General features: G+C 74.5%; 23 protein-coding genes. 16 read left to right on the top strand and 7 right to left on the bottom strand.

Annotation, left to right across the window (positions count from 1 at the left end):
• The first annotated feature begins 52 nt into the window (after positions 1 to 52).
• The 3 genes from ABZ621_RS22460 (at position 53) to ABZ621_RS22450 (ending at position 2,320) form a co-directional block, all read left to right on the top strand.
• Complete coding sequence (locus ABZ621_RS22460) at positions 53 to 442, top strand: pyridoxamine 5'-phosphate oxidase family protein (RefSeq protein ID WP_360607432.1); 390 nt, start codon at positions 53 to 55, stop codon at positions 440 to 442.
• 30 nt (positions 443 to 472) lie between these two features.
• Positions 473 to 892: an Imm10 family immunity protein gene (locus tag ABZ621_RS22455; protein WP_360607179.1), complete on the top strand. Its 420-nt coding sequence runs from the start codon at positions 473 to 475 to the stop codon at positions 890 to 892.
• Positions 893 to 1,162: 270 nt separating this feature from the next.
• Positions 1,163 to 2,320: a Cmx/CmrA family chloramphenicol efflux MFS transporter gene (locus tag ABZ621_RS22450; protein ID WP_360607177.1), complete on the top strand. Its 1,158-nt coding sequence runs from the start codon at positions 1,163 to 1,165 to the stop codon at positions 2,318 to 2,320.
• Here ABZ621_RS22450 and ABZ621_RS22445 read toward each other — a convergent pair.
• Together ABZ621_RS22445 and ABZ621_RS22440 are read right to left on the bottom strand one after the other, a co-directional pair.
• Positions 2,280 to 2,837, bottom strand: coding sequence for a hypothetical protein (locus tag ABZ621_RS22445; protein WP_360607175.1), 558 nt, complete (start codon positions 2,835 to 2,837; stop codon positions 2,280 to 2,282). The genes ABZ621_RS22450 and ABZ621_RS22445 overlap by 41 nt on opposite strands.
• A gap of 74 nt (positions 2,838 to 2,911) precedes the next feature.
• Positions 2,912 to 5,824, bottom strand: a complete 2,913-nt coding sequence (locus tag ABZ621_RS22440; protein WP_360607173.1) for a glycoside hydrolase family 3 C-terminal domain-containing protein — start codon at positions 5,822 to 5,824, stop codon at positions 2,912 to 2,914.
• A gap of 361 nt (positions 5,825 to 6,185) precedes the next feature.
• Between ABZ621_RS22440 and ABZ621_RS22435 the strand changes: the two genes are divergently transcribed.
• From ABZ621_RS22435 to ABZ621_RS22415, 5 genes are read left to right on the top strand one after another with little or no spacing between them, the layout of a single operon-like run.
• Positions 6,186 to 7,886 (top strand): Tat pathway signal sequence domain protein, encoded by a 1,701-nt coding sequence (locus ABZ621_RS22435; RefSeq protein WP_360607171.1) that lies wholly within the window; start codon positions 6,186 to 6,188, stop codon positions 7,884 to 7,886.
• 2 nt (positions 7,887 to 7,888) lie between these two features.
• Positions 7,889 to 8,848 carry an ABC transporter permease subunit gene (locus ABZ621_RS22430; protein ID WP_360607169.1) on the top strand — a complete coding sequence of 320 codons (960 nt, stop codon included), beginning with the start codon at positions 7,889 to 7,891 and terminating at the stop codon, positions 8,846 to 8,848.
• Entirely contained in the window at positions 8,845 to 9,804 is a 960-nt protein-coding gene (locus tag ABZ621_RS22425) for a carbohydrate ABC transporter permease (protein ID WP_360607167.1), read from the top strand. Before ABZ621_RS22430 ends, ABZ621_RS22425 begins: the two co-directional genes overlap by 4 nt.
• 46 nt (positions 9,805 to 9,850) lie before the next feature.
• Positions 9,851 to 11,848: a beta-galactosidase gene (locus tag ABZ621_RS22420; RefSeq protein ID WP_360607165.1), complete on the top strand. Its 1,998-nt coding sequence runs from the start codon at positions 9,851 to 9,853 to the stop codon at positions 11,846 to 11,848.
• Positions 11,845 to 14,052: a glycoside hydrolase N-terminal domain-containing protein gene (locus ABZ621_RS22415; protein WP_360607163.1), complete on the top strand. Its 2,208-nt coding sequence runs from the start codon at positions 11,845 to 11,847 to the stop codon at positions 14,050 to 14,052. The genes ABZ621_RS22420 and ABZ621_RS22415 overlap by 4 nt, the downstream gene beginning before the upstream one ends.
• On the opposite strand, the gene ABZ621_RS22410 is transcribed toward ABZ621_RS22415, so the two are convergent.
• Positions 14,042 to 15,073, bottom strand: coding sequence for a LacI family DNA-binding transcriptional regulator (locus tag ABZ621_RS22410; protein ID WP_360607161.1), 1,032 nt, complete (start codon positions 15,071 to 15,073; stop codon positions 14,042 to 14,044). The two genes, ABZ621_RS22415 and ABZ621_RS22410, sit on opposite strands and share 11 nt — an antisense overlap.
• Before the next feature lie 234 nt (positions 15,074 to 15,307).
• Between ABZ621_RS22410 and ABZ621_RS22405 the strand changes: the two genes are divergently transcribed.
• Positions 15,308 to 15,628 carry an antibiotic biosynthesis monooxygenase gene (locus tag ABZ621_RS22405; protein WP_360607159.1) on the top strand — a complete coding sequence of 107 codons (321 nt, stop codon included), beginning with the start codon at positions 15,308 to 15,310 and terminating at the stop codon, positions 15,626 to 15,628.
• A 19-nt stretch (positions 15,629 to 15,647) separates the two neighbouring features.
• On the opposite strand, the gene ABZ621_RS22400 is transcribed toward ABZ621_RS22405, so the two are convergent.
• On the bottom strand, positions 15,648 to 16,541 hold the full coding sequence (locus tag ABZ621_RS22400) for an NAD(P)-binding domain-containing protein (RefSeq protein WP_360607157.1): 894 nt from the start codon (positions 16,539 to 16,541) through the stop codon (positions 15,648 to 15,650).
• A 148-nt stretch (positions 16,542 to 16,689) separates the two neighbouring features.
• Between ABZ621_RS22400 and ABZ621_RS22395 the strand changes: the two genes are divergently transcribed.
• On the top strand, positions 16,690 to 17,025 hold the full coding sequence (locus ABZ621_RS22395) for a helix-turn-helix domain-containing protein (protein ID WP_360607155.1): 336 nt from the start codon (positions 16,690 to 16,692) through the stop codon (positions 17,023 to 17,025).
• A gap of 6 nt (positions 17,026 to 17,031) precedes the next feature.
• On the opposite strand, the gene ABZ621_RS22390 is transcribed toward ABZ621_RS22395, so the two are convergent.
• Both ABZ621_RS22390 and ABZ621_RS22385 read right to left on the bottom strand, forming a co-directional pair.
• A complete protein-coding gene (locus ABZ621_RS22390; protein WP_360607153.1) occupies positions 17,032 to 18,057 on the bottom strand; it encodes an alcohol dehydrogenase catalytic domain-containing protein in 1,026 nt (341 codons plus the stop codon).
• Complete coding sequence (locus ABZ621_RS22385; RefSeq protein ID WP_360607430.1) at positions 18,054 to 19,208, bottom strand: mandelate racemase/muconate lactonizing enzyme family protein; 1,155 nt, start codon at positions 19,206 to 19,208, stop codon at positions 18,054 to 18,056. The genes ABZ621_RS22390 and ABZ621_RS22385 overlap by 4 nt, the downstream gene beginning before the upstream one ends.
• Positions 19,209 to 19,408: 200 nt before the next feature.
• Here ABZ621_RS22385 and ABZ621_RS22380 point away from each other — a divergent pair, with 200 nt between their 5' ends.
• Entirely contained in the window at positions 19,409 to 20,182 is a 774-nt protein-coding gene (locus ABZ621_RS22380; RefSeq protein WP_360607151.1) for an IclR family transcriptional regulator, read from the top strand.
• Between the two features lie 73 nt (positions 20,183 to 20,255).
• Here ABZ621_RS22380 and ABZ621_RS22375 read toward each other — a convergent pair whose 3' ends face one another.
• A complete protein-coding gene (locus ABZ621_RS22375; RefSeq protein WP_360607149.1) occupies positions 20,256 to 21,512 on the bottom strand; it encodes an ROK family protein in 1,257 nt (418 codons plus the stop codon).
• A gap of 154 nt (positions 21,513 to 21,666) precedes the next feature.
• Between ABZ621_RS22375 and ABZ621_RS22370 the strand changes: the two genes are divergently transcribed.
• The 5 genes from ABZ621_RS22370 to dgoD are packed head-to-tail and all read left to right on the top strand — an operon-like array spanning position 21,667 to position 26,125.
• Entirely contained in the window at positions 21,667 to 22,575 is a 909-nt protein-coding gene (locus ABZ621_RS22370) for an SMP-30/gluconolactonase/LRE family protein (RefSeq protein ID WP_360607147.1), read from the top strand.
• 20 nt (positions 22,576 to 22,595) lie between these two features.
• Positions 22,596 to 23,237, top strand: a complete 642-nt coding sequence (locus ABZ621_RS22365; RefSeq protein WP_360607146.1) for a bifunctional 4-hydroxy-2-oxoglutarate aldolase/2-dehydro-3-deoxy-phosphogluconate aldolase — start codon at positions 22,596 to 22,598, stop codon at positions 23,235 to 23,237.
• A complete protein-coding gene (locus ABZ621_RS22360; RefSeq protein WP_360607145.1) occupies positions 23,234 to 24,205 on the top strand; it encodes a sugar kinase in 972 nt (323 codons plus the stop codon). Before ABZ621_RS22365 ends, ABZ621_RS22360 begins: the two co-directional genes overlap by 4 nt.
• Before the next feature lie 25 nt (positions 24,206 to 24,230).
• Positions 24,231 to 24,983, top strand: a complete 753-nt coding sequence (locus ABZ621_RS22355; protein ID WP_360607143.1) for an SDR family oxidoreductase — start codon at positions 24,231 to 24,233, stop codon at positions 24,981 to 24,983.
• Complete coding sequence (gene dgoD / locus ABZ621_RS22350; RefSeq protein ID WP_360607141.1) at positions 24,980 to 26,125, top strand: galactonate dehydratase; 1,146 nt, start codon at positions 24,980 to 24,982, stop codon at positions 26,123 to 26,125. The genes ABZ621_RS22355 and dgoD overlap by 4 nt, the downstream gene beginning before the upstream one ends.
• The last annotated feature ends 12 nt before the right edge of the window (positions 26,126 to 26,137 follow it).

The following is a 26,137-nucleotide window of genomic DNA, read 5'->3' as shown; positions in this document are numbered from 1 at the left end:
ACGCGACCGTGCGCAGCGCATCCACGACGTACGGGAGCGGCTGGGGCGGGAGATGGACCTCTGGGTCGCCTCCGCAGGGCCCGGCGGCGTGCCCTACCTCGTGCCGTTGTCGTTCTTCTGGGACGGGACGGACGTCTGGCTCGTGACGCGGTTCGGGAACCCGACCGGACGGAACCTCGCCGCCAGCCCCCGTACGCGGCTCGCCCTCGGGGACACCCGGGACGTCGTCCTTCTCGACGGCGAGGTCACGGCGTACACGCACGACGAGGTCCCGGACGCGGCGGCCGAGGGCTTCCGCGCCAAGACCGGGTGGGACGCGCGCAAGGCGGGTCCGGCGTACCGCTGGTTCCGGGTGCGGCCCGTGGAGGTCCAGGCGTGGCATGAGGAGCCGGAGCTGGCGGGACGGCAGGTGATGACGGGCGGGGAGTGGGCGGACGGCTGACGGGCGCGACGGGTCTGGTAGAACGCGCGTATGACCTACAGATTCGTGGCGAACATCGCCTACGGCTGGCACGACGAGCTTCCGCCGGGCGCGTACTGCCCGTCGGCCGGCGTCATCGAGTCGGAGGACGAGGAGAGCTTCGCGCTCGAATTCCAGAGCCTCGTCGAGGAGCCGGACGAGCAGAGCGTCCGCCTCGGCATGGACTCGTACTGTGTCGTGACCCCCGACCAGAACGCCGCGCACGGCTGCGTACGCACGGTGGAACTGACGGGTGACCTCCTGCGGGTCACGTTCGACCCCGCGCGTCTGGACGACCTCGGGCTGGACGACCCGGTGGTCGAGGCCGTCCTGAACGCGCCGCCCGAGGACGTCGCCCGCATGCGCGAGGCCCTCGTCCGGATCCTCGCCTACGGCCGCTCCGACGCGCTGCCGACCGTGCGGGCGAGCTGAGTCCGCGGAATTCGGGTGCGGGGGAGCGGGGGGCGGGCGTAACGTGCCCGGCATGGCAAGCCCCGAGGCATCCAGAGCGGGGGGCTCGCGGTCACCCCGCCGGCCCCTGAACCTCCGCACACTCTGAGCCGGTGAACAACCGCCGACCGTCGCAGCGCTTCGCGCCGTGCGGCCGGTCGGGCGTGCCGGCGCTCTCGCGGAGCGGGCTCGGCGGTGGTGACGCGACGACATCGACGTCCTCCGTCCTTCTCGCCCCGCCTCGGAGCATCCGTGTCTCTTCCGCTTCCTCTCTATCCGCTCGCCCTGGCCGTCTTCGCCATGGGCACCTCGGAGTTCATGCTCGCCGGTCTGCTGCCGGACCTCGCCCGTGACCTGGGGGTCGGTATCGGCGCCGCCGGTTCGCTGACCTCGGCGTTCGCCGTCGGCATGGTGGTCGGCGCACCCCTCGTCGCCGTCTTCGCCCGGCGGTGGTCCGGCCGGGCCGGGCTGCTCGCGTTCGTGCTGGTCTTCCTCGCCGCGCACGTCGTCGGCGCGGTGACGAGCAGCTTCCCCGTCCTGCTCGTCAGCCGGATCGTCGCCGCACTCGCCAACGCCGGGTTCCTGGCGCTGGCGCTCGCCGCGGCCACCGCGATGGTGCCGCCGGACCGCAAGGCACGGGCGCTCGCCGTGCTTCTCGGCGGGACGACCGTCGCCACCGTCGTCGGGGTCCCCGGCGGCGCCCTCCTCGGTGAACTCGCCGGGTGGCGGGCCGCGTTCTGGGCGGTCGCCGTGCTGTGCGTGCCCGCCGCGATCGGAATCCTGTGGGGCGTGCCCGGCGACGCCGGCAAGGGGGAACTGCGCCCGCTGCGCGCCGAGTTCCGCGTCCTGCGCGCGCCCGGACTCGTGCGGGTCATGGTGCTCGCCGCGCTCGTGAACGCCGCCACCTTCGGCTCGTTCACCTACCTGGCGCCGGTCGTCACCGGGACGGCCGGACTGTCCGCGTCCTGGGTCTCCGTGGCCCTTGTCCTCTTCGGCGTGGGCTCCTTCGCGGGGGTCACCGTGGCGGGGCGGCTCGCCGACCGGCATGCGGGCCGGCTGCTGGCGCTCGGCGGACCGCTGCTGCTGTGCGGGTGGGTGGTCCTCTCGGGTCTCGCCGAGCGTCCGGCGGGGCTCCTCGGGGTCCTTCTCCTCCAGGGGGCGCTGTGCTTCGCCGTCGGCGGGACGCTCATCGCCGGGATCCTGTACGAGGCGGGCGGCGCGCCCGTACTCGCCGGGGCCTACGCCACGGCCGCGCTCAACGTCGGGGCCGTGGCGGGGCCGCTGTCGGCGGGCCTGGTGGTGGAGCGGCCCACCGGACCGTTTCTGCTGAGCGCGGGGCTCGTCGCCGTGGCGCTGGCGTTCGGAGCCGTCAGCGGTAGTCGTCCGGGTGGTCCTGCATCCAGGTGTTGATGAACTCCCGGGTGCCGATGAGCTCCTTCCGGTGCTTCTCCAGGTTCGGGAAGGAGGCGTCCCCGGCGAGCGTCTCGTTCAGCTCCGCCATCCGCGCGATCGGCTCCGGGAAGTGGCCCGGGCCCTTGGGGTCGGACTTCATCGCCGTGTCGAGCTCCTGGAGCTCCTTGTGGACGCGGCCGAGGAAGGAGGAGCAGTCCGTCGCGCAGGAGTCGTTGCGCGTGGCCTGGAGGGTCGCGAAGGCGTCGCGGACCTTCTCGCCGGACTCGGGCGCGTACGGGTCGTGGGTGGGCGCGGGGGAGCGCGTGGCGTCGTCGGGCAGGGCGCCGGGGCCGTCGGGCGCCCCCGTGGGCTCGGCGGTCTCCGTCGGCTCCGGTGCCGCCGCCGCGGTCGTCGGGGGACCGCCCGCCGGGGCGTCCGGTTCCGGTGTCGTCCCGCAGGAGACGGCCAGGGCCGCCAGGGCGGCGGCCACCAGCGCGGCCCGGCGTACGGGCCTCTCGCGGATCGTGTGGATCATGTGGGTTCCCTCCCCTGGGTCATGGACCGGGCGAGCCTATCCGGGCCACGGCGCAGGGGAGTCGAGCCGAATCCTCAGCCGGCGAAGGCGAGGTGCGCGAGGCGCAGCGGGCCGCGCAGCTCGACGCGCAGATCCGTCACGTCGCGGAGGTGGCAGGGGGCTCCGACGGTGGCGTAGGCGTACCGGCCGCCGGTCGGCGGCAGTGTCAGGCGGGCCACCTCGGCGGAACCCGTGGAGAGGACGACCTCGCCCTCCCCGGCCGCCGTCACCGCCACCTCCGTGACCCCGTCGCCGAAGTCGCACGCCCGGTAGAGGAGCGTGCCCGGCGCGCAGGCGTCGGCCGGGGTCACCGCGTCGCCGGAGGCGCGGGCGCGGTCGACGATCGCCGTGCCGGTCTGCTCGTCGTAGTCGGCGGCCTCCAGGCCCGCCTCCAGGACCGGGCGCGGGCCCGGCGCCTCGCCCGCCAGCTCCACGCGGACGGTGCGGTGGGCGTCCGCCGAGGACGGGCCTGCCAGGAACTCGTACGCGCCGGGCTCCACCGCCCACCGGCCGTGCGCCACGTCCCAGTACGCGAGCGCCGACAGCGGCACGGTGAAGGCGAGCGCGGCGGTGGCGCCGGGTGCCAGGTGGATCCGTTCGTGGGCGACGAGCGCGCGGTGCGGGCGGGGCACCGAGGGGGCGACGGGGCGGACGTACACCTGGACGACCTCGTCGGAGGCGACGGCGCCCGTGTTGGTGACGGCGCAGGAGAGCCGTACCTCCTCCGCGTCCGCGTCCACGGCCGCCGTCAGGGCCTCGTAGCCGAAGCTCGTGTACGTCAGGCCGTGGCCGAAGGGGAAGAGCGGCGTCCCGTCGAAGTAGAGGTACGTCTGCCGGCCGCCGATGACGTCGTAGTCGAGCAGGTCCGGCAGGTCGGCGTCGGAGGCGTACCAGGTCTGCGGCAGCCGCCCGGCGGGGGAGACGTCCCCGGCGAGGACACGGGCGAGCGCCGTGCCGGCGGCCTGGCCGCCGTGCGCGGTCCACAGGAGGGCGGGGAGCGCGGCGGCGGCGTCGGGGACCGCGTACGGGTAGGAGGAGACGAGGACGAGCGCGGTGCGCGGGTTGGCGGCGTGCGCGGCCCGCCACAGGCGGTCCTGGTGGGGCGGGAGCGCGAGGGTCGTGCGGTCCTCGGTCTCGCGGCCGTTGATGTGCGGGTCGTTGCCGGCGACGACGATCACCGTCCCGGCCCCGGCCGCCGCCCGGGCGACCGCGTCCTCGCCCCGCTCGACGGTTTCCACGGTGAGGGCTTCGGCGGATTCGCGGTCGGCGGCAACCTTCACGCCGTCGGCGGCGACAGAGACGTAGCCCCCCGTCCCGAGGTGCAGAAGGAGGTGACCGTCACCGTGGGCCTCGAAGCGGAACGTCTCCTGGACGACCCAGCCGCCCGGCTCGTCCGCGGAGGCGCGTACGAGGCCGTCCTCGGCCACCGACAGGTACCGGCCGTCGGGGGCGCGCAGCGTCAGCACCCCGTCGCCCCAGTCGATCAGGTCGAGGACCGAGCCCTCGGAGCCGCCCTCGGCATCGGCCTCGGCGGTCAGGGGCGGCAGGTCGGTGCGGCCGGCGAGCAGTGCCGGGTCGAGGGCGATCTCCGCGTCCCGAGCGGACTCCTCCGCCGCGGGCTCGGGGACGCGCAGCGCGCGGCCGTCGGCGGTGCGCAGCCGGATCCGGTCCACGCCCTCCGCGAAGTCCACCCGGTCCGCGCCGAAGCGCTCCCGGATGCCGTCCAGCGGGGAGGAGCGGCGCAGCAGCGCGCCGCTGTACCAGTCGAGTTTGACGGCGTCGGCGAGCAGTCCGACGACGGCGATCCGCCCGCTCTTCCTGCTCTCGTTCTGCCCGTTCTCGCTCTGCCCGTCGTCCCGCAGCGGCAGCAGCGGGGTGTCTCCGGCGGGTTCGTTGCGGAGGAGGACGAGGGCCGCCTCCGCCGCCTCGCGCGCCAGCTCGCGGTGGGCGTCCGTGTCGTACGCCGACTCCTGGGCGTACGGGTCGAGTCCGGGGTCGAACTCGCCGAGCAGCATGCGCACGGTCAGCTGCCGGCGGACCGCGCGGTCCACGTCCTCCTGGCCGATCAGGCCCCGCTCCAGGGCCCGTTCGAGGCGTCCCAGGACGATCGTGCTGTCGGTGCCGTGGTCGGTGAAGGAGTCGACGCCCGCGCGCAGGGACGCCGCGACGGCCTCCTCGTGGGTGTCGAAGTACGCCTGCGAGTCGCCGAGGTTGCTGGGCGCGCCCGCGTCGGAGCAGACGAGCAGCTCCCGCTCCGTCCACGTCCGCAGCTCCGACTCCAGGTACGGCGACAGGTGGTTGGGGCGGCCGTTGACCAGGTTGTAGGCGGGCATGACGCCGGCCACCGTGCCCGCCTCGACGGCGCCGCGGAAGGCCCGGAGGTCGTACTCGTGGAGCACGCGCGGGCGGACGGAGGCCGAGGAGGTGTCGCGGGCCGTCTCGTTGTTGTGCGCGAGCCAGTGCTTGAGGACCGGCGCCGTGCGCCAGTACGTGGGATGGTCGCCGCGCAGGCCCCGGGTGAAGGCGACGGCGATGGCGGAGGTGAGCGCCGGGTCCTCCGCGTAGCCCTCCTCGCCGCGGCCCCACAGCGGGTTGCGCAGCAGGTTCACGGTGGGCGCCCACACGTTGAGGCCGACCCGCTCGTCCTTGGCGCGCATCACCCGCGCCTCTCGGGAGACGGCCTCGCCGACCCGGCGCACCAGCTCCGGGTGCCAGCTCGCGCCGAGGCCGACGGCCTGCGGGAAGACGGTGGCCGGGCCCATCCAGGCGACGCCGTGCAGCGCCTCCTGGCCGGTGCGGAAGGCGGCGAGCCCGAGCCGCTCGACGCCGGGCGTGAACTGGTGGAGGAGGGCCAGGCGTTCGGCGGGGGTGAGGCGGCCGAGGAGGTCGGCGACGCGTGCGTCGACGGGGAGGGCAGGGTCACGGAAGGGCGGCCGGTCTGCGGTCACGTACGAGTCCCTTGGACGGCGGCCGCCGTCCGGCGGCCGGAAGTTTCGAAGCGCTTCGATGCTTCAGTCCCCCCGAGTGGGTGTCAAGGCGTACGGTCGCGACACTTTCCCTTTCGTCCCCAGGAGTTGAAGGCATCCGGCCTTCCTCCGCGCCGCTGCGAGAAACTCCTGAACGACTCTTGCCGCACCCGTGGTCGTCACTTAACCTCACAGCAACATCGAAGCGCTTCGACTGCCGTGTCCCGGATCCGTCGCTTCGACCTCCCCGCTTCTCGCTCCTGCTCCACCTCCACACACCGCAGCCGGCCGGCGACCCCTCGGACGCCGTGTGTCCTGGCGCGTGCCATGAAGGGTTGACGCAATGACGCCGAACGCCGCCTCCACGGGCTCCCCGAGAACCGAGCAGAGCCGGAGGGGCTTCCTCGCCACCGGCGCCGTCGCCGCCGTCGCGGTCGCCGGCGGGGCCCCGCTGCTCACCGCCTGCGGCGGCGGTGGCGGCACCGGGAAGAAGGACGGCACCACCAGCGGCAAGGACGCCGCCAAGCTCCTCCCGGCCCATGTCCCCAGCAGCGTCGTCACCCCCGACGTCCCCGCGAAGAACGGCTCCGCCGCCGGCTTCACCCGCGCCATCCCGAGCGCCGAGCTCAAGGCGTCCGTCGACGGGAAGAAGGGCAAGGGCGGCGCGCTCACCGTCATGGCCCCCTTCTGGGGGACCCCGCCCGCCGCCGACAACCCCTACTACAAGGCCATGAACGAGGCGATCGGCGTCCAGGCCACCTGGCAGAACCAGGACGGCAACGTCTACGACCAGAAGCTCGGCGCCGTCCTCGCCTCCAGCGACATCCCCGACCTCGTCGTCGTCCCCGGCTGGAACCTCGGCGGCAAGATCCCCAGCGCCGTCAACGCCAAGTTCGAGGACCTCGGCCCGTACCTCTCCGGCGACAAGGTCAAGGCCTACCCCAACCTCGCCGCCATCCCCACCGACGCCTGGCAGCGCTCCCTCTTCGGCGGCAGCCTCCGCGGCCTGCCCATGCCCGCCTCGTACGTCACCAACATCGCGCCCTTCTACCGCAAGGACGTCTTCGAGGCGAAGGGCTGGCAACTCCCCACGAGCGCGGACGAGTTCCTCGCCCTCGCCAAGGAGATCACCAGCGCGAGGACGAAGGTCTGGGCCTGCGCCGACATGACCTGGACCGCCTACAACATGTTCGGCGTCCTCAACGGCAGCGACAAGGCGCTCGGCTGGAACCTCGTCGACGGCAAGCTGGTCAACCGCATCGAGACCCCCGAGTACCTCGAAGCCCTCGCATGGACCCGCAAGCTCTTCGACGCCGGCGTCGTCCACCCCGACGAGAAGGCCCAGAACCAGGGCGACACCGCCGTCCGCTTCACCTCCGGCCAGTGCATGATCTACAACAACGACCTCGCCCACTGGTACGGCAAGACCGCCGAAATGGCCGCGCAGAACCCGGCGTTCGCCATGGCCGCCATGGACATCCCCGGCCACGCCGGCGGCACCCCGCAGCTGTGGGCCACCAACCCCGCCAACATCTGGGCCTTCGTCCGCAAGGGCGCCCCCAAGGCGCTGATCGAGGACGCCCTCGCCATCGCGAACTTCACCGCCGCCCCCTACGGCACCAAGGAGCGCATGCTCACCGACTACGGCGTCGAGGGCGTCCACCACACCGTCAAGGACGGCCTGCCGGTCAAGACCGACGCCGGCAACCAGGAGGTCAGCAGCTCCTGGATGTTCGTCGCCAGCCCCGCCCCCTACATCGCCCACCCCGACCTGCCGGAGATCACCAAGGCGCAGGTCGAGTGGCAGCAGCGGATGGGCGCCGTCACCCGCAAGTCCTCCTTCTACGGCCTCACCATCACCGAACCCGGCCAGTGGACCGGCCTCATGAACGACTTCGAGCAGCTGGAGAAGGACATCGTCCGCGGCCGCAAGAAGGTCTCCGACATGCAGCAGGCCGTCTCGGAGTGGAAGACCAAGGGCGGCGACCAGCTCCGCGACTGGTACAAGAAGCTCCTCGACACCACCGGATCCGCGGCGAGCTGACCGTGGCCAAGCACGACACCACCGACCGCCGGCCGAGGATCCCCCTCGGCCGGCGGCTCCGGCGCGACCGCACCCTGCTGCTGATGACGGTCCCCGCCCTCGCCCTCGTCCTCGTCTTCAACTACCTCCCCATCCTCGGGAACGTCGTCGCCTTCCAGGACTACGACCCGTACGTCTCCACCAACGGCGTCACCGCCATCCTCGAATCCCCCTGGGTCGGCCTCGCCCAGTTCGACCGGGTCCTGTCCGACCCCCTCTTCTGGGCCGCCGTCGAGAACACCCTGGTCTTCTTCCTCCTCCAGCTGGTCCTCTTCTTCCCCGTCCCCATCGCCCTCGCCCTGCTCGTGCACAGCGTGCTGCGGCCCCGCGTCCGCGCCTTCGTCCAGGCCGTGCTCTACCTGCCGCACTTCTTCTCCTGGGTCATCGTCATCACCGTCTTCCAGCAGATCTTCGGCGGCGCCGGCGTCATCGCCCAGACCCTCCGCGAACACGGCCACGAGGGCTTCGACCTCATGACCGACCCCGCCGTCTTCAAGTACCTCGTCACCGCCGAGGGCATCTGGAAGGACGCCGGCTGGGGCGTCATCGTCTTCCTCGCCGCGCTCGCCGCCGTCGACCACGCGCTGTACGAGGCCGCCGCCATGGACGGCGCGAACCGGTGGCGCCGCATGTGGCACGTCACCCTCCCCGCGCTGCGGCCCGTCGTCGCCCTCCTCCTCGTGCTCCGCGTCGGCGACGCCCTCACCGTCGGCTTCGAACAGCTGCTGCTCCAGCGCGACGCCGTCGGACCCGGCGCCGCCGAGGTCCTCGACACCTTCGTCTGGTGGACCGGACTGCGCAGCCAGGACTTCAGCTACGCGGCCGCCGCCGGACTCATCAAGGGGATCGTCGGCCTCGCCCTCGTCCTCACCGCGAACAAGGCCGCCCACCTCATGGGCGAGCAGGGGGTGTACCGGAAATGACCACGCGCGTCCTCGAACGGCCCGCGCCCCCCGCCCGCGGCGCGGCCGCCCGGCCCTCCTGGTGGGCGGCGCCCGCCCGGCCCGTCTGGGAGGAGCCGCCCACCCGCGCCGGGCTCACCGCCAAGGCCACGCTCCTCGTCCTCGCCTGCCTCGCCGTCCTCTTCCCGCTGTGGATCGTCGTCGTCACCAGCCTCTCCTCGAAGCGGACGATCACCGAGGCCGGCGGACTCGTCATCGTGCCGAGGGACTTCACCCTCATCGCCTACCGGGAACTCCTCAGCGGCGGCCAGGTCACCCGCGCCGTCGCCGTCAGCCTCGGCGTCACCCTCGCCGGCACCCTCTTCTCCATGACCGTGTCGGTGCTCTGCGCGTACGGCCTGTCCCGGCCCGGCTCCGTCGGCCACCGCGCCATCCTCTTCACGCTGATGGGCACCATGTTCTTCGGCGCCGGACTCATCCCCACCTACCTGCTGGTGCAGACCCTCGGCCTCACCGACACCTACCTGGCGCTGATCCTCCCCAGCGCCGTCAGCGTCTTCAACATCCTCGTGCTGCGCGCCTTCTTCATGGGCATCTCGCCCGAACTCGTCGACAGCGCCCGCATCGACGGCGCCGGCGACCTGCGCATCCTGTGGACGATCGTGATGCCGCTCTCCCGCGCGGTGATCGCCGTCATCACCCTCTTCTACGCGGTCGGCTACTGGAGCGCCTGGTTCAACGCCTCCATCTACCTCAACGACCAGGCGATGATGCCGCTGCAGAACGTGCTCATCCAGCTCGCCCAGAAGCAGGAGATCCCCGTCGGCCTCGGCCAGGCCGTCAAGGCCGGGAACCTCTCCGGACTCGCCGTGCAGATGGCCGTCATGGTCCTCGCCCTGCTGCCCGTCGCCGTCCTCTCGCCCTTCGTCCAGAAGCACTTCAAGAAGGGCATGCTCACCGGCGCCGTCAAGGGCTGAGCCCGCCACGGGCCGCCCCCCACCCCCACCTCACGGAAGAGCCCCGATGACCGGCCTCGACGACCTCACGCACCCGCCCGGCCGCCCGCCCCGCCTCCTCTACGGCGCCGACTGGAACCCGGAACAGTGGCCGGAGGGCACCTGGACCGAGGACCTGCGGCTGATGCGCCGGGCCGGCGTCACCACCGTCACCCTCGGCGTCTTCTCCTGGGCCCGGCTCGAACCCGAGCCGGGCGCCCGGGAGTTCGGCTGGCTCGACCGGCTCATGGACCTCGCCCACGACCACGGCGTCGGCGTCGTCCTCGCCACCCCCACCGCCTCCCCGCCGCCCTGGCTCGGCCGGCTCCACCCCGAGACCCTGCCCCGGGACGAGGACGGCCGCACCGAATGGTGGGGCTCCCGCCAGCACTTCTCCCACTCCAGCGAGGCCTACCGACGGCACGCCGCCGCCCTCACCGAGGACCTCGCCGCCCGCTACGCCCGCCACCCGGCGCTCGTCATGTGGCACATCAACAACGAGTACTGCACCTACGACTGGGGCGACGAGGCCGCCCGCACCTTCCGCACCTGGCTCCAGCACCGGTACGGCACCCTCGACGCCCTCAACACCGCCTGGGGCGGCGACTTCTGGAGCCAGCGGTACGCCGCCTGGGACGAGGTCCTGCCCCCGCGCCGCGCCCACTACCTGCGCAACCCCGCGCACGTCCTCGACTTCCGCCGCTACACCTCCGACCGGCTCCTGGACTGCTACCGGACCGAACGCGACATCGTCCGCACCCACACCCCGCACCTCCCGGTCACCACCAACCTCATGCCGTTCTGGTCCGGACAGGACGGCTGGGCCTGGGCCGCCGAACAGGACCTCGTCTCCGTCGACGTCTACCCCGACCCCGCGGCACCCGACGCCGGAGCCCACGAGAACGCCTTCGTCGCCGACCTCACCCGCTCCGAGGCCGGCGGCCGACCCTGGATGGTGATGGAACAGGCCGCCGGAGCCGTCAACTGGCGCCCCGTCAACCACCCCAAGCCCGAAGGGCTCAACCGGCTCCGGACCCTCCAGGCCGTCGCCCGCGGCGCCGACGCCGTCCACTCCTTCCAGTGGCGCGCCTCCCGGCAGGGCGCCGAGAAGTTCCACTCCGGCATGCTCGGCCACAGCGGCCCCCGGGGACGCGGCTTCCGCGAGACCGTCCGCATCGGCGCCGACCTCGCCCGCCTCGGCCCCCGCGTCGCCGGCAGCCGCCTGCCCGCCGGCGGCATCGCCCTCCTCCACGACTGGGACTCCTGGTGGGCCCAGCGCCACGAAGGCGCCCTCTCCACCCACCTCGACCAGGGCGAACTCGTCCGCACCTGGCACCGCGCCCTCTGGGAGGCAGGCCTCCCCACCACCCTCGCCCACCCCCACCACGACCTCACCGCCCACCCCCTCGTCGTCGTCCCCCACCTCTACCTCCTCGACGACACCGCCCTCGACAACCTGCGGCGGTACACGGCCGGCGGCGGCCGGCTCGTCTGCGGCTTCTTCACCGGCGTCGCCGACCCCGACGACCGCGTCCGCCCCGGCGGCATGGACGCCCGCCTCCGCGCCCTCCTCGGCATCGACCGCGTCGACGAATGGTGGCCCCTGGCCCCCGGCGACCGCGTCGACTGCGGCACCTTCCACGGCACCCTCTGGTCCGAGGAGCTGGTCCCCGCCCCCGGCACCGAGATCCTCGCCGCCTACCGGGGCGGCGAACTCGACGGCCGACCCGCCGTCCTGCGCCACGGCCCCACCCGCTACCTCTCCACCCTCCCCGAACCCGCCGCGCTGCGCGCCCTCCTCGCCGAGGCCGCCACCGAGGCCGGCGTCCGGCCGGTCCTCGCCGGACTCCCCGACGGCGTCGAGGCCGTCCGCCGCGGCGACCTGCTCTTCCTGCTCCACCACGGCCGCGAGCCCGTCACCGTCACCGTCCCGGGCCGCCACCGCGACCTGCTCACCGGCACCACCGTCGACTCCGCCCTCACCCTCGACCGCTTCGGCGCCGCCGTCCTGGAGGAGCACCCATGACCGGACCCGTGCACGGCACCTGGGAACCCGCCCCCGCCGCCCGCTGGGAGGACGCCTTCCTCACCGGGAACGGCCGGCACGGGGCGCTGGTGTACGGCGACCCCGCCGACGACCGGGTGATCGTCACCCACCACACCCTCGTACGCCCCCACCACCGGCCCGGCGACACCGACCCGCCCCGCCTCGCCGACCGGCTCCCCGCCCTCCAGGACGCCCTCCTCGCCGGGGACCCCACCGCCGCCGAGACCTTCACCGACGGCCGCCCCCTCCGCTGGATCCAGCCCTTCCACCCCGGCTTCCTCACCCGCGTCCGCGCCGCGACCGGCGGGGGGACCCGCGCCACCCGACGCGAGGTGGACTTCACCACCGGCGTCGCCACCGCCACCGCCGGCACCCGCACCAGCCGGGTGTTCGCCTCCCGCGCCGACGACGTCCTCGTCCAGTACGTGACGGAGCCCGGCCCCCGCGTCGCCGTCGCGCTCGACCACCGCCTCGACGGCGTCCCGCCCGGCCTCGCCACCGGCCGCGGCCTCGCCACCGCCCACGGCGAGAGCCTCCTCACCCTCCAGGCCCGCTACCCCGGCTCCACCCTCGGCTACACCGGCGTCACCCTCGTCGTCGCCGACACCGGCCGCACCACCCTCACCGACCGCGGCCTCCGCGTCGACGGCGCCGGCGGACTCCTGCTGCTCACCCGGGTGCACCGCCACGACGGCCCGTACGACCCCGCCGAGCAGGCCGCCGCCCTGCGCGCCCTCGCCGGGGACGACGGCCCCGCCGCCGCGTACGCCCGTCTCCTCGGCCGGCACACCGCACTCCACGGCGCCGCCTACCACCGGGTCACCCTCGACCTCGACGCCGACCCCGCCGAACGGGCCCTGCCCGGCTCCGAGTTGCTCGACAGGCCGGCCGGACCCGCCCTCCTCGAACGGCTCTTCGCCGCAGGCCGCCACCACCTGCTCTCCTCCTCCGGCCTCTACCCGCCCCGCCTCTGCGGACTGTGGACCGGGGACTGGGACACCGCCTGGTCCGGCGGCTTCACCACCGACGCCAACCTCGCCCTCCAGACCGCCTCCGCCGTCGCCGCCGACCTGCCCGAGGTCCTGGACGCCCACCGCGGCCTCATCCGGGGCCAGCTCGCCGACTGGCGGGACAACGCCCGCGCCGTCTTCGGCACCCGGGGCGTCGTCGCCCCCGCCCACACCGACGGCGAGAGCGGCCACACGTACCACTTCGACCGCGCGTACCCCCTCCACCTGTGGACCGCCGCCGCCGACTGGCTCCTCCTCCCGCTCCTCGAAGCGGACGAGGCCGACGGCCGCCACGACCCCTGGCTCACCGGGCTCCTCCTCGAACTCGCCGACTTCTACGAGGACTTCCTCACCCGCACCGGACCCGACGGGAACCTCGCCGTCGTCCCCTCCTACTCCCCGGAGAACCGCCCGCGCGGCGGCAGCTGGGGCGCGGTCAACGCCACCATGGACCTCGCCGCCGCCCGCCACGCACTCACCGCCGCCGCCGACCGCGCCCCCGAGGACCGGGCCGCCCGGCTGCGGGCCCTCGCCGACCGGCTCCCGCCCTACCGCGTCAACGGCGACGGCGCCCTCGCCGAATGGGCCTGGCCCGGGCTCGGCGACCGCTACGACCACCGGCACCTCAGCCACCTCTACCCCGTCTGGCCGCTCGACGCCATCACCCCGTACGACACCCCCGGCCTCGCCCGCGCCGCCGCGCGCGCCCTCGCCCTGCGCGGCAGCGAGAACGACTCCGCCCACGGCCACCTCCACCAGGGGCTCATCGCCGCCCGGCTCGGCGACCCCGGCCGCACCGGCGACGCCCTGCGCCGGGTCCTCGGCGGCGACTACTTCCACGCCTCCCTGATGAGCGCCCACTACCCGAAGCGGGACGTCTACAACGCCGACGCCGCCCACGCCCTGCCCGCACTGCTCATCGAGGCGTTCATCCGCTCCGCCCCCGGGCGGCTCGTCCTGCTGCCCGCGCCGCCGCCCGGGCTCTGCGCCCGCGGCCGGCTCACCGGGGTGCGCACCCGCTTCGGCGCCCGGATCGACCTGACCTGGGCGCCGGGGACGTACCGGGCCGTGATCCGCCCCGCCCGCGACGCGGCGATCGAGCTGTGCGCCCCCGAGGGGAGGCGGCGGCTCGCGCTGCGGGCGGGCGAGGAACACGTCCTCGTCAGTCCGTGAACCGGCCGGCCGGCGGCGGACCCGAACTCTCCCGCACCGTCAGCACCGGGGCGAGCAGCTCCACCCCGGCCGCCGCCGGCCCGTCCGGGTCGGTGAGGCGGGCGAACAGCCGCTCCGCCGCCCGCCGGCCCAGCTCCTGCGCGGGGATCGCCACCGAGGTGAGCGGCACCGACGCCTGCGCGGCCACCGCCTCGGGACACACCGCGACCACCGACACGTCCTCCGGCACCGCCCGGCCGGTCCGCCGCAGCAGGGCGAGCAGCGGCTCCACCGCCTTCTCGTTCTGCACCACGAAGGCGCTGACCGACGGGCGCTCGTCGAGGATCCGGGCCAGCACCCCGGCGACCGCGTCGTGAGTGCCGTCGCACGGCCGGTGCAGCAGCCCCACGCCGAGGCGCGCCGCCCGCTCGCGCAGCCCGCCGAGGGTCCGCTCGGCGAAGCCGGTGTGCCGGGCGTACACCCCGGGCGAGCCGCCGACGACGGCGATCTCCCGGTGGCCGAGCCCGGCCAGGTGCTCCACGCAGAGCGCCCCGGCGGCGGCGAAGTCCAGGTCCACGCAGTTCAGTCCGGCCGGGTCGGCGGGCAGCCCGACGAGCACGGCCGGCGGCGCCGCGCCCCGCAGCACCGGCAGCCGTCCGTCGTCGAGCTGCACGTCCATGAGGATCACGGCCTCGGCGAGCCCGCTGCCGCTGACCCGGCGCAGCGCCGAGGGGCCCTCCTCGCCGGTGAGCAGCAGCACGTCGTAGCCGCGCGCCCGGGCCGTGGTGGCGACGGCGACCGCGATCTCCAGCATCACCGGCACGTACATGTCGGTGCGCAGCGGCACCATGAGGGCGATGATCCGCGAGCGGCTGCTGGCGAGCGCCCGGGCCCCGGCGTGCGGCTGGTAGCCGAGCTGTTCGATGCTGGCCCGCACGCGCCGCCGGGTGGGTTCGGAGATGGGCCGCTTGCCGCTGAGGACATAGCTCACCGTGCTGGCCGACACCCCGGCGTGGCGGGCGACCTCGGCAAGCGTGACCATCCGATCTCCCCGCGGCCAGGACTGGTGAATCGCTTCGACGGTGCCGTCGAAAGATCGCTTCGACGCTCAGCGAGACGGTAACGCGGGGGAGTTGACGTGTCCAGACTGTCGGCGGCGAAAGATCGAAGCGCTTCGACGAAAGCCTCGGCGAGACCGGACCGAACTGTTCAGTCTTGACAGTGAACTGGTCGGTGTAGTTCCTTCGTGCGAGGCATATGACGAGGGGGTCGGCGGATGTTCGCGGTGGTCTACCGGTGGCGGGTGCGGCCCGGCCGGGAGCAGCAGCTCATGGACGGCTGGCACCGGGTCACCGTGGCGATCCACGAGGAGTGCGGGAGTTACGGCTCACGGCTCCACCGCGCCGACGACGGCACCTGGGTGGCGTACGCCCGGTGGCCCGACCGGGAGACCCGCGAGAAGTGCGGGACGCCCGACCCCGAGGGCGAGGCGATGATGCGCGAGGCCATCGCGGAGTACTACCCCGAGACCCGCCTCACCCTCGTCGACGACCTCCTCGCCGAGCCCGAGCCCGAGCCCGAGCCCGAGGCCGGCTGACGGCCGGGGCCGGGGCCGGTCAGGAAGTGCCGGAGGGCTTGCGCAGCAGCTCGGTGAGGGCGGCGACGCTGTCCTCGCCGTGACCGGCCTCGGCGGCCCGCCGCACGAGGTCGTGCAGCGGCGCGAGCCAGCCGGCGTCCACCCCGGTCTCCTGCTCCAGCGCCGCGTCGTGGGCGGTGCCGGCGAGGAAGAGGTTCACGGAGGACTCCCCGGCGCCGTAGTCGCGCCGGTCGATCTCGTCGGCGAACACCGGCAGCAGTTCCTTGGTCATGTCGAGCAGCCGGCCGGTGAACCCCACCATGCTCGCGGCCGTCAGGCCGCGCGCCTGGAGGGCGGCGGCGCCCTGGAAGAAGCCGACCAGCGCGGGCAGCAGGGCCGCCCCCACCGCCATCTCGTACAGCGCCGCCAGATCCGGCTCCTCGCCCAGGTGGACCGAGTCCCCGCCCAGCGCGCGCAGCGCCGGCGCGTGCGCGTCGAAGGCGTCCCGCTCACCCGCGTAGGTGAGGAGGGTCCCGGGCGCGCCGACCGCCGACGGGACGTCGAGGACCGCCCCCGCCAGGAACCGCGCTCCGTGCCCGGCCGCCCACCGGGCCGTGGTCCGGGCCTCGGCGGGTGCCCCGCTGTTGAGGGTCACCAGGGTCCGGCCGGCCAGTTCCGCCCCGGCGGCGTCGAGGACGTCCCGGGTGGCGTCGAAGGTGGTGAGGCAGGCGACGATCAGCGGGCTCGCCGCCAGGGCCGCCGCCGGCGTCGCGGCCACCGTCGCGCCGCGCTCCGCGAGGGACGCGGCCCGCTCCGGCGACCGGTTCCAGACCGTGGTCGGGTGCCCGGCGGCGAGGAACGCCGCCGCGAGGGCGCTGCCCATCGATCCGAGGCCGATCACGGTGACGGGTGTGCGCTGCTGCTGCTCCGGCATGTCCAACTCCCAAGTCCGCACGGTGGATCGGGGCGCGCGTCCGGCTGTGCGCGGCCCCGGCCCCATCGTGCGAGAGCCCGTACATTGGATCAAGTACCGACATTTCTGTCGGGTACGCACAGGAATGTACGCGGAGGGTGCGGGCGCGATGGGCGGCGGACGGAAGTACACCTGCGGGCTGGACGCGGCCATCGCGGTCATGGGGGGCAAGTGGAAAGGGCTCATCCTCTTCGCCCTGGGGGAACAGCCGCTGCGCTTCGGGGCGTTGCGCCGGGCCGTCCCGGGGATCAGCGAGCGGATCCTCATCCTCCAGCTGAAGGAGATGGCGGCGAGCGGCCTCGTGCACCGGGAGGCCCACGAGGAGGTGCCGCCGAAGGTGGTCTACTCCCTCACCCCGTTCGGGCGGTCGCTGAACACGGCCCTCGCCCCGCTGGGCGCCTGGGGCGAGGAACACCAGGAGCGCATCGAACGGCTCGGTCCGTGACCCGGGTCAGGGGATCAGCAGGACCTTGCCGACCGCCGGGTCACCGCCGCCGACCAGGGCCAGCGCGTCGGCGAAGCCGTCGAGCGGGAACTCGTGGGTGATCAGCGGCGCCGGGTCGAGCAGCCCGCGCGCGAAGGCCCCGACCGCGTCCGCCCACGCGGCCGAGGAGGCGCCGAAGACGCTCCGCAGCTCCAGTTGACTCACCGACAGGTGCACCGGGTCGATGCCCGTGGCGCCCTCCGCGAACATTCCGGTGAGCACCACCCGGCCGCCGCGGCGGGCCAGCAGACAGGCCGAGGCGGCCGTCGGCGGCGCCCCTGCCGTCTCCACCACCAGGTCGAACTCCCCGTGCGCGCCCGTGGCCGCCGCCGGGTCCAGGGCGCGGGTCGCGCCGAAGCCCAGGGCCCGGCCGGCACGGGCGGCGCGCGGGTCGACCACGGCCAGTTCGGCGGGGGAGTGGGCGGCCAGCCACTGCACGGCGAGCAGCCCGAGCGTCCCGGCGCCCACGACCGCGATCCGCTCCCCGGGACGCGGCCGCCCGGCCCGTACCGCCGCGGCCACCACCGCCGCCGGTTCGAGCAGCGCCGCCGCCCGCAGGTCCGCGCCCTCCGGCAGGGGGTGCAGGAGCCGGGCGGGCACGAGCAGCCGGTCGGCGAAGGCGCCCGGTTCGGTGAAGCCGGTCTCGGCGTACCCGGCCGTGCACAGGCTCGTCTCGCCGCACCGGCACCGCTCGCAGGTCCCGCAGCGGCGGAAGCCCTCGGCGACGCACGGCCGGCCGAGCAGCGCCGGGTCCACGCCGGGGCCGACCTCCTCGACGGTGCCGGACCACTCGTGCCCCGGCACCACCGGGTAGCGCACATAGCCGGGCGCCCGCCTCCCCTCGTACAGCTCCCGGTCGCTGAGGCAGATCCCGGCGGCGGCGACCCGCACCAGGACCTCGCCCGGGCCGGGTGCGGGGCGCGGGCGCGCCACCAGCCGGTGGACGCCCGGCCGTTCGACGAGGACCGCGCGGTCGGGTGCCCCGCCGCTCACTTCGGCCGCCTCTTCTCCCAGCCGTCGGCCCACAGGTCGAACCTCGCCCGCTGCTGGGGGAACGCGGCCGCCGCGTCCACGTCGAGCTCGACGCCGAGGCCGGGGGCGTACGAGAGGGGGAAGCAGCCGGTCTCCGGGTCGATCTCCGGCGCCCCGCGCACGACGTTCTTGATCTCCGCGTCGGCGAAGTCGTTGAAGTGCTCCAGGACCTTGAAGTTCGGGGTGCAGGCGGCGAGTTGGAGGGAGGCGGCGGTGAGGACCGAACCGCCGACGTTGTGCGGGGCGACGGTCACGTAGTGGGTCTCGGCGGTCGCGGCGAGCTTGCGGGCCTCCAGGATGCCGCCGATGTGCCCCACGTCCGGCTGGATGACGTCGGCGGCCTGGGACTCGAACAGCTCGCGGAACTCGATCCGGTCGTGGATCCGCTCCCCGGTGGCGATCGGCAGCTCGGTCTTCCCGGCCACCTTGGCCAGCGCCTTCAGGTTCTCCGGCGGTACCGGCTCCTCCAGCCACGCTGGGCGGAACGGGGCCAGCTCGCGGGCGAGCCGGATCGCCGTCGCGGGGGAGAAGCGGCCGTGCATCTCCACCATGAGCTCGGTGTCCGGTCCGATGGCGTCCCGCACGGCCTCGACGAGCGAGATCGCGTACCGCGAGGCGGCCGGGTCGAGTTCGAGGCGGCCCGCGCCGAACGGGTCGAGCTTCAGGGCCCGGTAGCCGCGCGCCACGACCCCGCGCGCCGCCTCGTGATAGGCCTCCGGCGTCCGCTCGGTCGTGTACCAGCCGTTCGCGTACGCGGGCACCCGCTCGGTCACCCGCCCGCCGAGCAGCTGCCAGACCGGCACGCCCAGCGCCTTGCCCTTGATGTCCCAGCAGGCCGTCTCGACGACCGCGATCCCGGACATCACGATCTCGCCGGCCCGCCCGAAGTCCCCGTACTTCATCCGCCGGACGAGGTCCTCGACGGCGAAGGGGTCCGAGCCCGCGATGTGGTTCGCCTCCGCCTCTCGCAGATAGCCGAGCAGGGCGTCGGTGTGACCGAGCATCCGCGTCTCGCCGACGCCCGTCAGACCCTCGTCCGTGTGCACCAGGACATAGGTGAGATTGCGCCAGGGAGTGCCGACGACATGAGTGGTGATGCCCGTGATGCGCACGGTGGAGGCTCCCAGGATGTTCATCGTGCCGAACGGCGTCCGGCGGATCGGCGTGACCGTAGGCAGCGGCTCTCCGGGGCGTCAAGCGTCACCGGGGCCGCTCCGGGGCCGTTGCCCGGCTTCCGGTCGGGGGCTAGTCTCTGTCCGCGATTTCGGTCGCGGTACGACATATCGAACGGTGTGAGGGTGAGGTGGGGGCCATGGGACGACTCGTGCCCGCGGTGGCCAGGGCATTCGACATTCTGGAGCTCTTCCTCCAGGGGGACGGCACGCTCTCCGCGCCCGAGATCACCCGCCGCCTCCAGCTGCCCCGCACCACCACCCACGAGCTGGTCTCCACGCTCGCGGCCCGCAACTACCTGGTCCCCGTGCCGGAACAGCCCGGCCGCTACCGGCTCGGGGTGCGCACGTACCAGCTCGGCAGCCGGTACGCCGAGCAGCTCGACCTCGCGGCGGAGGGGCGCCAGGTCGCCCACGAGATCGCCGAGACCTGCGGCGAGACCGTCCACGTGGCGCTCCTGGAGGACGCGGACGTCATCTACGTCGCCAAGGTGGACTCCACCCACGCCGTCCGCATGGTGTCGGCGGCCGGCCGGCGGCTGCCCGCCCACTGCACGGCCGTCGGCAAGATGCTCCTCGCGATGCTGCCGGCCGGGGAGCTCGACGCGCTCCTCGACGGGCGCGAGCTGGCCCGCATGACCCCGAACAGCATCACCGACCCGGACGCGCTGCGCGCCGCGCTCGCCGAGATCGCCATCCTCGGCGTCGCCGTCGAACAGCGCGAGTCCAACCCGGACGTCTCCTGCGTCGCCGCCCCCGTCCGCGACCGCACGGGCCGCGTGGTCGCCGCGCTCTCCATCTCCGTCCCGGTCATCCGCTGGGACGAGGCGCGCGAGAACGAACTCACCGCCCTCGCCGTCCACGGCGCCACCGACCTCTCCACCCGCCTCGGCCACCGCGGCGGCGTGCGCTGACGCACCGGCGCCCGCGCCCGCCGGCGCCCGCCCGCCCGTCGGCGGCGGGCCGGGCCGGGGCTCGTACCCGGACTCAGACACCGGCGGCTCCGCCGCCCTTCGCGGCCCGGCGCATGCGGCTGACCGGGCCGAAGACCTCGCGGTCGTCGAGGAAGCCCTCCAGGGCGAAGGTCGCCGCGCCCCGGGTCACGGGGTTGTGCGGGACCGCGCTGCGGCGCAGGGTGGCCGCCCGGTGCGGCAGGGCGAGGGCGTGCCGGCCCACCGCCTCGTACGCCGCCGGGAGCAGCCGCTCGCCGAGCAGGTCCACGACCTGGTTGCCGACCACGACGACCTGGGGGTTGACGAGGTTGACGAGGTTGGCGACGGCCGCGCCCAGGTAGCGGGCCGTGCGGGCCACGACGGCGGCGGCCACCGGATCGTCCGCGTCGGCCGCGCGGGCCAGCGCCGCGACCGTCGCCGCGTCGTCGGGCCCGGCCGCCCGCTCGTCGCCGGGGGCGAGCTCGCGCCAGGTCTCGGCGATCCCGCGCAGCGACACGTACGCCTCGACGCAGCCGCGGTTGCCGCAGGTGCACGGCCGGCCGTCGAGGGCGAGGCAGGTGTGCCCCCACTCGCCCGCGCTGTTGGTGAAGCCGCGGTACAGCTGCCCGCCGATCGCGATGCCCGCGCCGACACCGGCCCGCAGCGTCAGCACCACCAGGTCGTCCACCTCGCGGCCCGCGCCGAACCACATCTCCGCGACCGTGCTGGCCCGCAGGGGGTTGTCCAGCCACAGCGGCAGCCCGAGCCGCTCGTCGAGCAGCGCCCGCAGCGGCACCTCGTGCCAGGACCAGTACGGCGAGAAGGACGAGACCCCGCCCTCGCGCTCGACCATGCCCGGCACGCTCACCCCCGCGCCGAGGACCCGGGCGCGGTCGGTCCCGGAGGCGGCGAGCAGCTCCTCCACGGCGCCGGCGAGCGTGTCCACGACGTCGGCGGGCCGCACGTCCCCCGGCGGCAGCGGCCGCTCCACGGAGTGCCGGACCGTCAGGGCCAGGTCGAACAGCTCGGCGTGGACGGAGGTCTCGGCGATGTCGACGCCGATCAGCGCGCCGCGCTTGGCGTTCACGGCGAGCCGCGCGCGGGGCCGCCCGCCGCCGGACTCCTCGTGCCCGGCCTCGACGAGGACGCCGGCCTCCAGGAGTTCGGCGGTGAGGTTGGCGACCGTCGCGAAGGACAGGCCCGTGGCGGCGGCGACGTCCTGCCGGCTCATCGCCCCCGGGCCCGCGTAGACCCGGCGCAGCACCTCGAAGCGGTTGAGGCGGCGAATGTCCTGCGAGGTGCGCCTGATCATCCCTGCTGTCCTCCGTCGGTGCGCTGTCGTCACCCGATCTTATTCGAAGGGTTGGAAGAAGAGCCCCCGGGGTTATTTACAACCGTTAGACGAACCCGTAGTTTTTCTGCGGTCACCCCGTCACCCCCTCAGCACGCACCCCGGAGGAGAAGCGATGCTCCAGCTCAGCGCCGTGCCCTGCGCCCCCGCGCCCGGCCGCCTGCCCGAAGGCCCCGTCTGGGACGCCGCCCGCCGGGAACTCCTCTGGGTCGACATCACCGAGGGCCTCGTCCACCGCGCCGCCCTCACCCGGGAGGACGGCCGCACCGACGTGGTGCCGACCGCCGCCCTCCGCTTCGACCGCCCCGTGGGCGCGGCCGTCCCCTGCGCCTCCGGGGCCCTCCTCGTCGCCGCCGGCACCGCCTTCGTCCGCCTGGAGGACGGCCGGCCCCCGGCCGAGGCCGTCGCGCTCGCCGCGCCCGCCCTCCCCGACGACGGCGTCCCGCGCCGCATGAACGACGCCTCCGTCGACCCCGCCGGACGCCTCCTCGGCGGCACCATGGCCTTCGACGAGCGGCCCGGCGCCGGCGCCCTCTACCGCCTCGACGGCGACGGCCTCGCCACCCTCGTCGAGTCCGTCACCATCTCCAACGGCCTCGGCTGGAGCCCCGACGGCACCCTCCTCTACTACGCCGACAGCCCCACCCGCCGCGTCGACGTCTTCGACTACGACCCCGCCACCGGCGCCCTCTCCGGCCGCCGCCCCTTCGCCGTCCTCGACAGCGGCTACCCCGACGGCCTCACCGTCGACGCCGAGGGCCACGTGTGGGTCGCCGTCTGGGGCGGCGGCGAGGTCCTCGCCTTCACCCCCGAAGGCGCCCCGCACGCGCGCGTGGAGCTGCCCGCCTCCCACGTCACCAGCTGCGCCTTCGCCGGCCCCGACCTCGACGTCCTCGTCATCACCACCGCCACCCACAACCTCCCCGAGGAACGCCGCCGCGCCGAACCCGACGCCGGCCGCCTCTTCGTCTGCCGCCCGGGCGTCACGGGACTGCCCGCCACCCCGTACGCCGACCACCAGTGACCCACCCTCAGGAACCCACCATGACCAGCCCGTACGAGGGACTGCGCGCCGCCCTGGCCGCCGCCCCCGTCATCGCGATCCTCCGCTCCGCCTCCGCCACCCGCTTCGCCGAGGTCACCGACACCCTCCTCGCCTCCGGCGTCCGCGCCGCCGAGTTCACCCTCACCACCCCCGGGGTCCTCGACGCGCTCCGCGAGTACGCCGCCGACGCCCCGCCCGGCCTCGCCCTCGGCGCCGGCACGGTCACCACCCCCGCCGACGCGCAGGCCGCCGTCGAAGCCGGCGCCACCTACCTCATCACCCCCGCCACCTGCACCGACGTCATCGCCGAGGCCGTCCGCCTCGACGTGCCGGTGCTGCCCGGCGCGTACACCCCGACCGAGATCCTCACCGCCTGGCGGGCCGGCGCGACCATGGTCAAGCTCTTCCCCGCCTCGACCGGCGGCCTCGACCACCTCAAGGCCGTCCGCGCCCCGCTCCCCGACATCCCGCTCGTCCCCACCGGGGGCATCGGCGCCGCCGACGCCCCCGCCTACCTCGCCGCCGGCGCCACCGCCCTCGGCGTCGGTAGCCCCCTCGTCGGCGACGCCTGCGAGGGCGGCTCCCTCGCCGCCCTCACCGAGCGGGCGGCGGCCTTCCTGGACGGGATACGGCTCCGATGACGCACCCCGCACGCGCGCGTGGACCCGCCCCCGCCCTGGTGACCCTCGGGGAAGCCATGGCCGTCGTCGCCGCCACCACCCCCGGACCCCTCGCCAACGGAGCCCCGATGCGGCTCGGCTGGGCCGGCGCCGAGGCCACCGTCGCCGTCGGCGTCAGCAGGCTCGGCCACACCGCCGCCTGGACCGGCCGGGTCGGCGACGACGCCGCCGGCGCGATGATCCTCGCCGGACTCCGCGCCGAGGGCGTCGACGTCACCGGCGCCCGCACCGACCCCGACGCCCCCACCGGCCTGATGCTCCGCGAGCGCCGCACCGCCGACCGGCTCCGCGTCGGCTACTACCGGGCCGGCCTCGCCGGCTCCCGGCTCGCCCCCGGCGACCTCGACGAGTCCCTCGTCACCGGCGCCCGGATCCTCCACGTCACCGGCATCACCCCCGCGCTGAGCGCCACCGCCCGCGCCGCCGTCGAACAGGCGGTGGCCCTCGCCCGGGCCGCCGGCGTCACCGTCTCCCTCGACGTCAACCACCGCGCCCGCCTGTGGAGCCGCGCCGAGGCCGCCGAGGTGCTCGGCCGCCTCCTCCCGTACACCGACCTGGTCTTCGCCGGACCCGAGGAGGCCGCCCTCTTCGTCCCCGACGGCGAACCCGAGGAGATGGCCCGCGCCCTCACCCGGCTCGGCCCCGCCGAGGCCGTCCTCAAGCTCGGCGCCGAAGGCGCCCTCACCGTCACCGGCGGCGCGTGCCACGTCCGGGCCGCGATCCCCGTCACCGCCGTCGACCCCGTCGGCGCGGGCGACGCCTTCGTCTCCGGCTACCTCGCCGCCCTCCTCGACGGCTCACCGGTCCCCGAACGGCTCCGGCTCGCCGCCCTCTGCGGCGCCTTCGCCGTCTCCGTCCCCGGCGACTGGGAGGGCATCCCGCACCGCACCGAACTCGGCCTGCTGGCCGCCCAGGACATCACCCGCTGACCCCCTGTCGCAGAAAGCCCCTCCCATGAACCGTTTCTCCGGGCAGACCGCCGTGGTCACCGGCGCCGCCCACGGAATCGGCGCGGCCAGCGCCGCCCGGCTCGCCCGCGAAGGCGCCGCCGTCGTCGTCGCCGACATCGCCGCCACCGCCGGCGAGGCCGTCGCCGCCCGCATCCGCGAGCAAGGCGGCCGCGCCGCGTACATCCGCTGCGACGTCTCCTCCGAGGCCGACTGGACCGCGCTGCGCGAGGAGACCCACGAGCGCTTCGGCCCCGTCTCCGTCCTCCACAGCAACGCCTTCGTCCACACCCCGGCCGCCGCCCACGAACTCCCCGTCGACATCTGGGACCGCGAGCTCGCCGTCAACCTGCGCTCCCTCTACCTCGCCGCCCGCACCTTCCTCGACGACCTGCGCGCCGAGGGCGGCAGCCTCGTCGCCACCTCCAGCGTCCACGCCGACTTCGGCCTCCCCGGCTACCCCGCCTACGCGGCCTCCAAGGGCGGCATGTGCGCGCTGATCCGCCAGTTCGCCGTCGAGTACGGCCCCGACGTGCGCTTCAACTCCGTGCTGCCCGGCCCGATCCTCACCGACGTCTGGAACGACGTCGACGAGGACGGCCGCCGCCTCTCCGCCGACGCCACCGCCCTCGCCCGCCTCGGCCGCCCCGAGGAGGTCGCCGCCGCCGTCGCGTTCCTCGCCTCGGCCGACGCCGCCTACATCACCGGCACCAACCTCGTCGTCGACGGCGGCTGGACCGTCAAGAAGGACTCCAAGTGAAGATCACCTCCCTGAAGACGTACCTCGTCGCCCCCCGCTGGTGCTTCCTGCGGATCGACACCGACGAGGGGATCACCGGCTGGGGCGAACCCGTCGTCGAGGGCCGCGCCCACACCGTCGCCGCCGCCGTCGACGAACTCTCCGACTACCTCGTCGGGCAGGACCCGATGCGCATCGAGGACCACTGGCAGGTCCTCACCAAGGGCGGCTTCTACCGGGGCGGCCCGGTCCTCTCCAGCGCCGTCGCCGGCATCGACCAGGCCCTGTGGGACATCAAGGGCAAGGCCCTCGGCGTCCCCGTCTGGGAACTCCTCGGCGGCCACGTCCGCGACCGCGTCCGCGTCTACAGCTGGATCGGCGGCGACCGCCCCGACGAGGTGGCGAGCGAGGCCCTGGCCCGCAAGGACGAGGGCTTCACCGCCATCAAGATGAACGCCTCCGCGCAGCTGCGGCTCATCGACACCCCGGCCGCCACCCAGGCCATCGTCGACCGGGTCGCCTCCATCCGCGAGGCCGTCGGCGACGAGTTCGACATCGCCATCGACTTCCACGGCCGGCTCACCCTCCCCATGGCCCGCCGGGTCCTGCCGCTCCTGGAGCCCTACCTCCCCTTCTTCGTGGAGGAACCCGTCGTCCCCGAGCTGAGCGACCACATCGGCGAGATCGTCCGCTCCACGTCCCTCCCCATCGCCACCGGCGAACGCCTCTACTCCCGCTGGGACTTCAAGAAGGTCCTCGGTCAGGGCATCGCCGTCGCCCAGCCGGACCTCTCGCACGCCGGCGGCATCTCCGAGACGCGCCGGATCGCCGCGATGGCGGAGGCGTACGACGTCTCCCTCGCCCCGCACTGCCCGCTCGGCCCCATCGCGCTCGCCTCCTGCCTCCAGGTCGGCTTCGCGACCCCGAACCTGCTCATCCAGGAGCAGAGCCTCGGCATCCACTACAACACCGGCTCCGACCTCCTCGACTACCTCGTCGACCCCTCGGTCTTCCGCTACGAGGACGGACACGTGGCCCTGCCCACCGGCCCCGGCCTCGGCATCGAGGTCGACGCGAAGGCCGTGGAACGGGCCGCCGAGACCGGCCACCGCTGGCGCAACCCGGCCTGGCGCCGCGACGACGGCTCCCTCGCGGAGTGGTAGCACACGGAGTGG

The sequence above is a fragment of the Streptomyces sp. NPDC007863 genome (assembly GCF_040633895.1).
GTDB lineage: Bacteria > Actinomycetota > Actinomycetes > Streptomycetales > Streptomycetaceae > Streptomyces.
The sequence above is the reverse complement of the archived record's forward strand: the minus strand, read 5'-3'. Positions and strand labels throughout refer to the sequence as shown.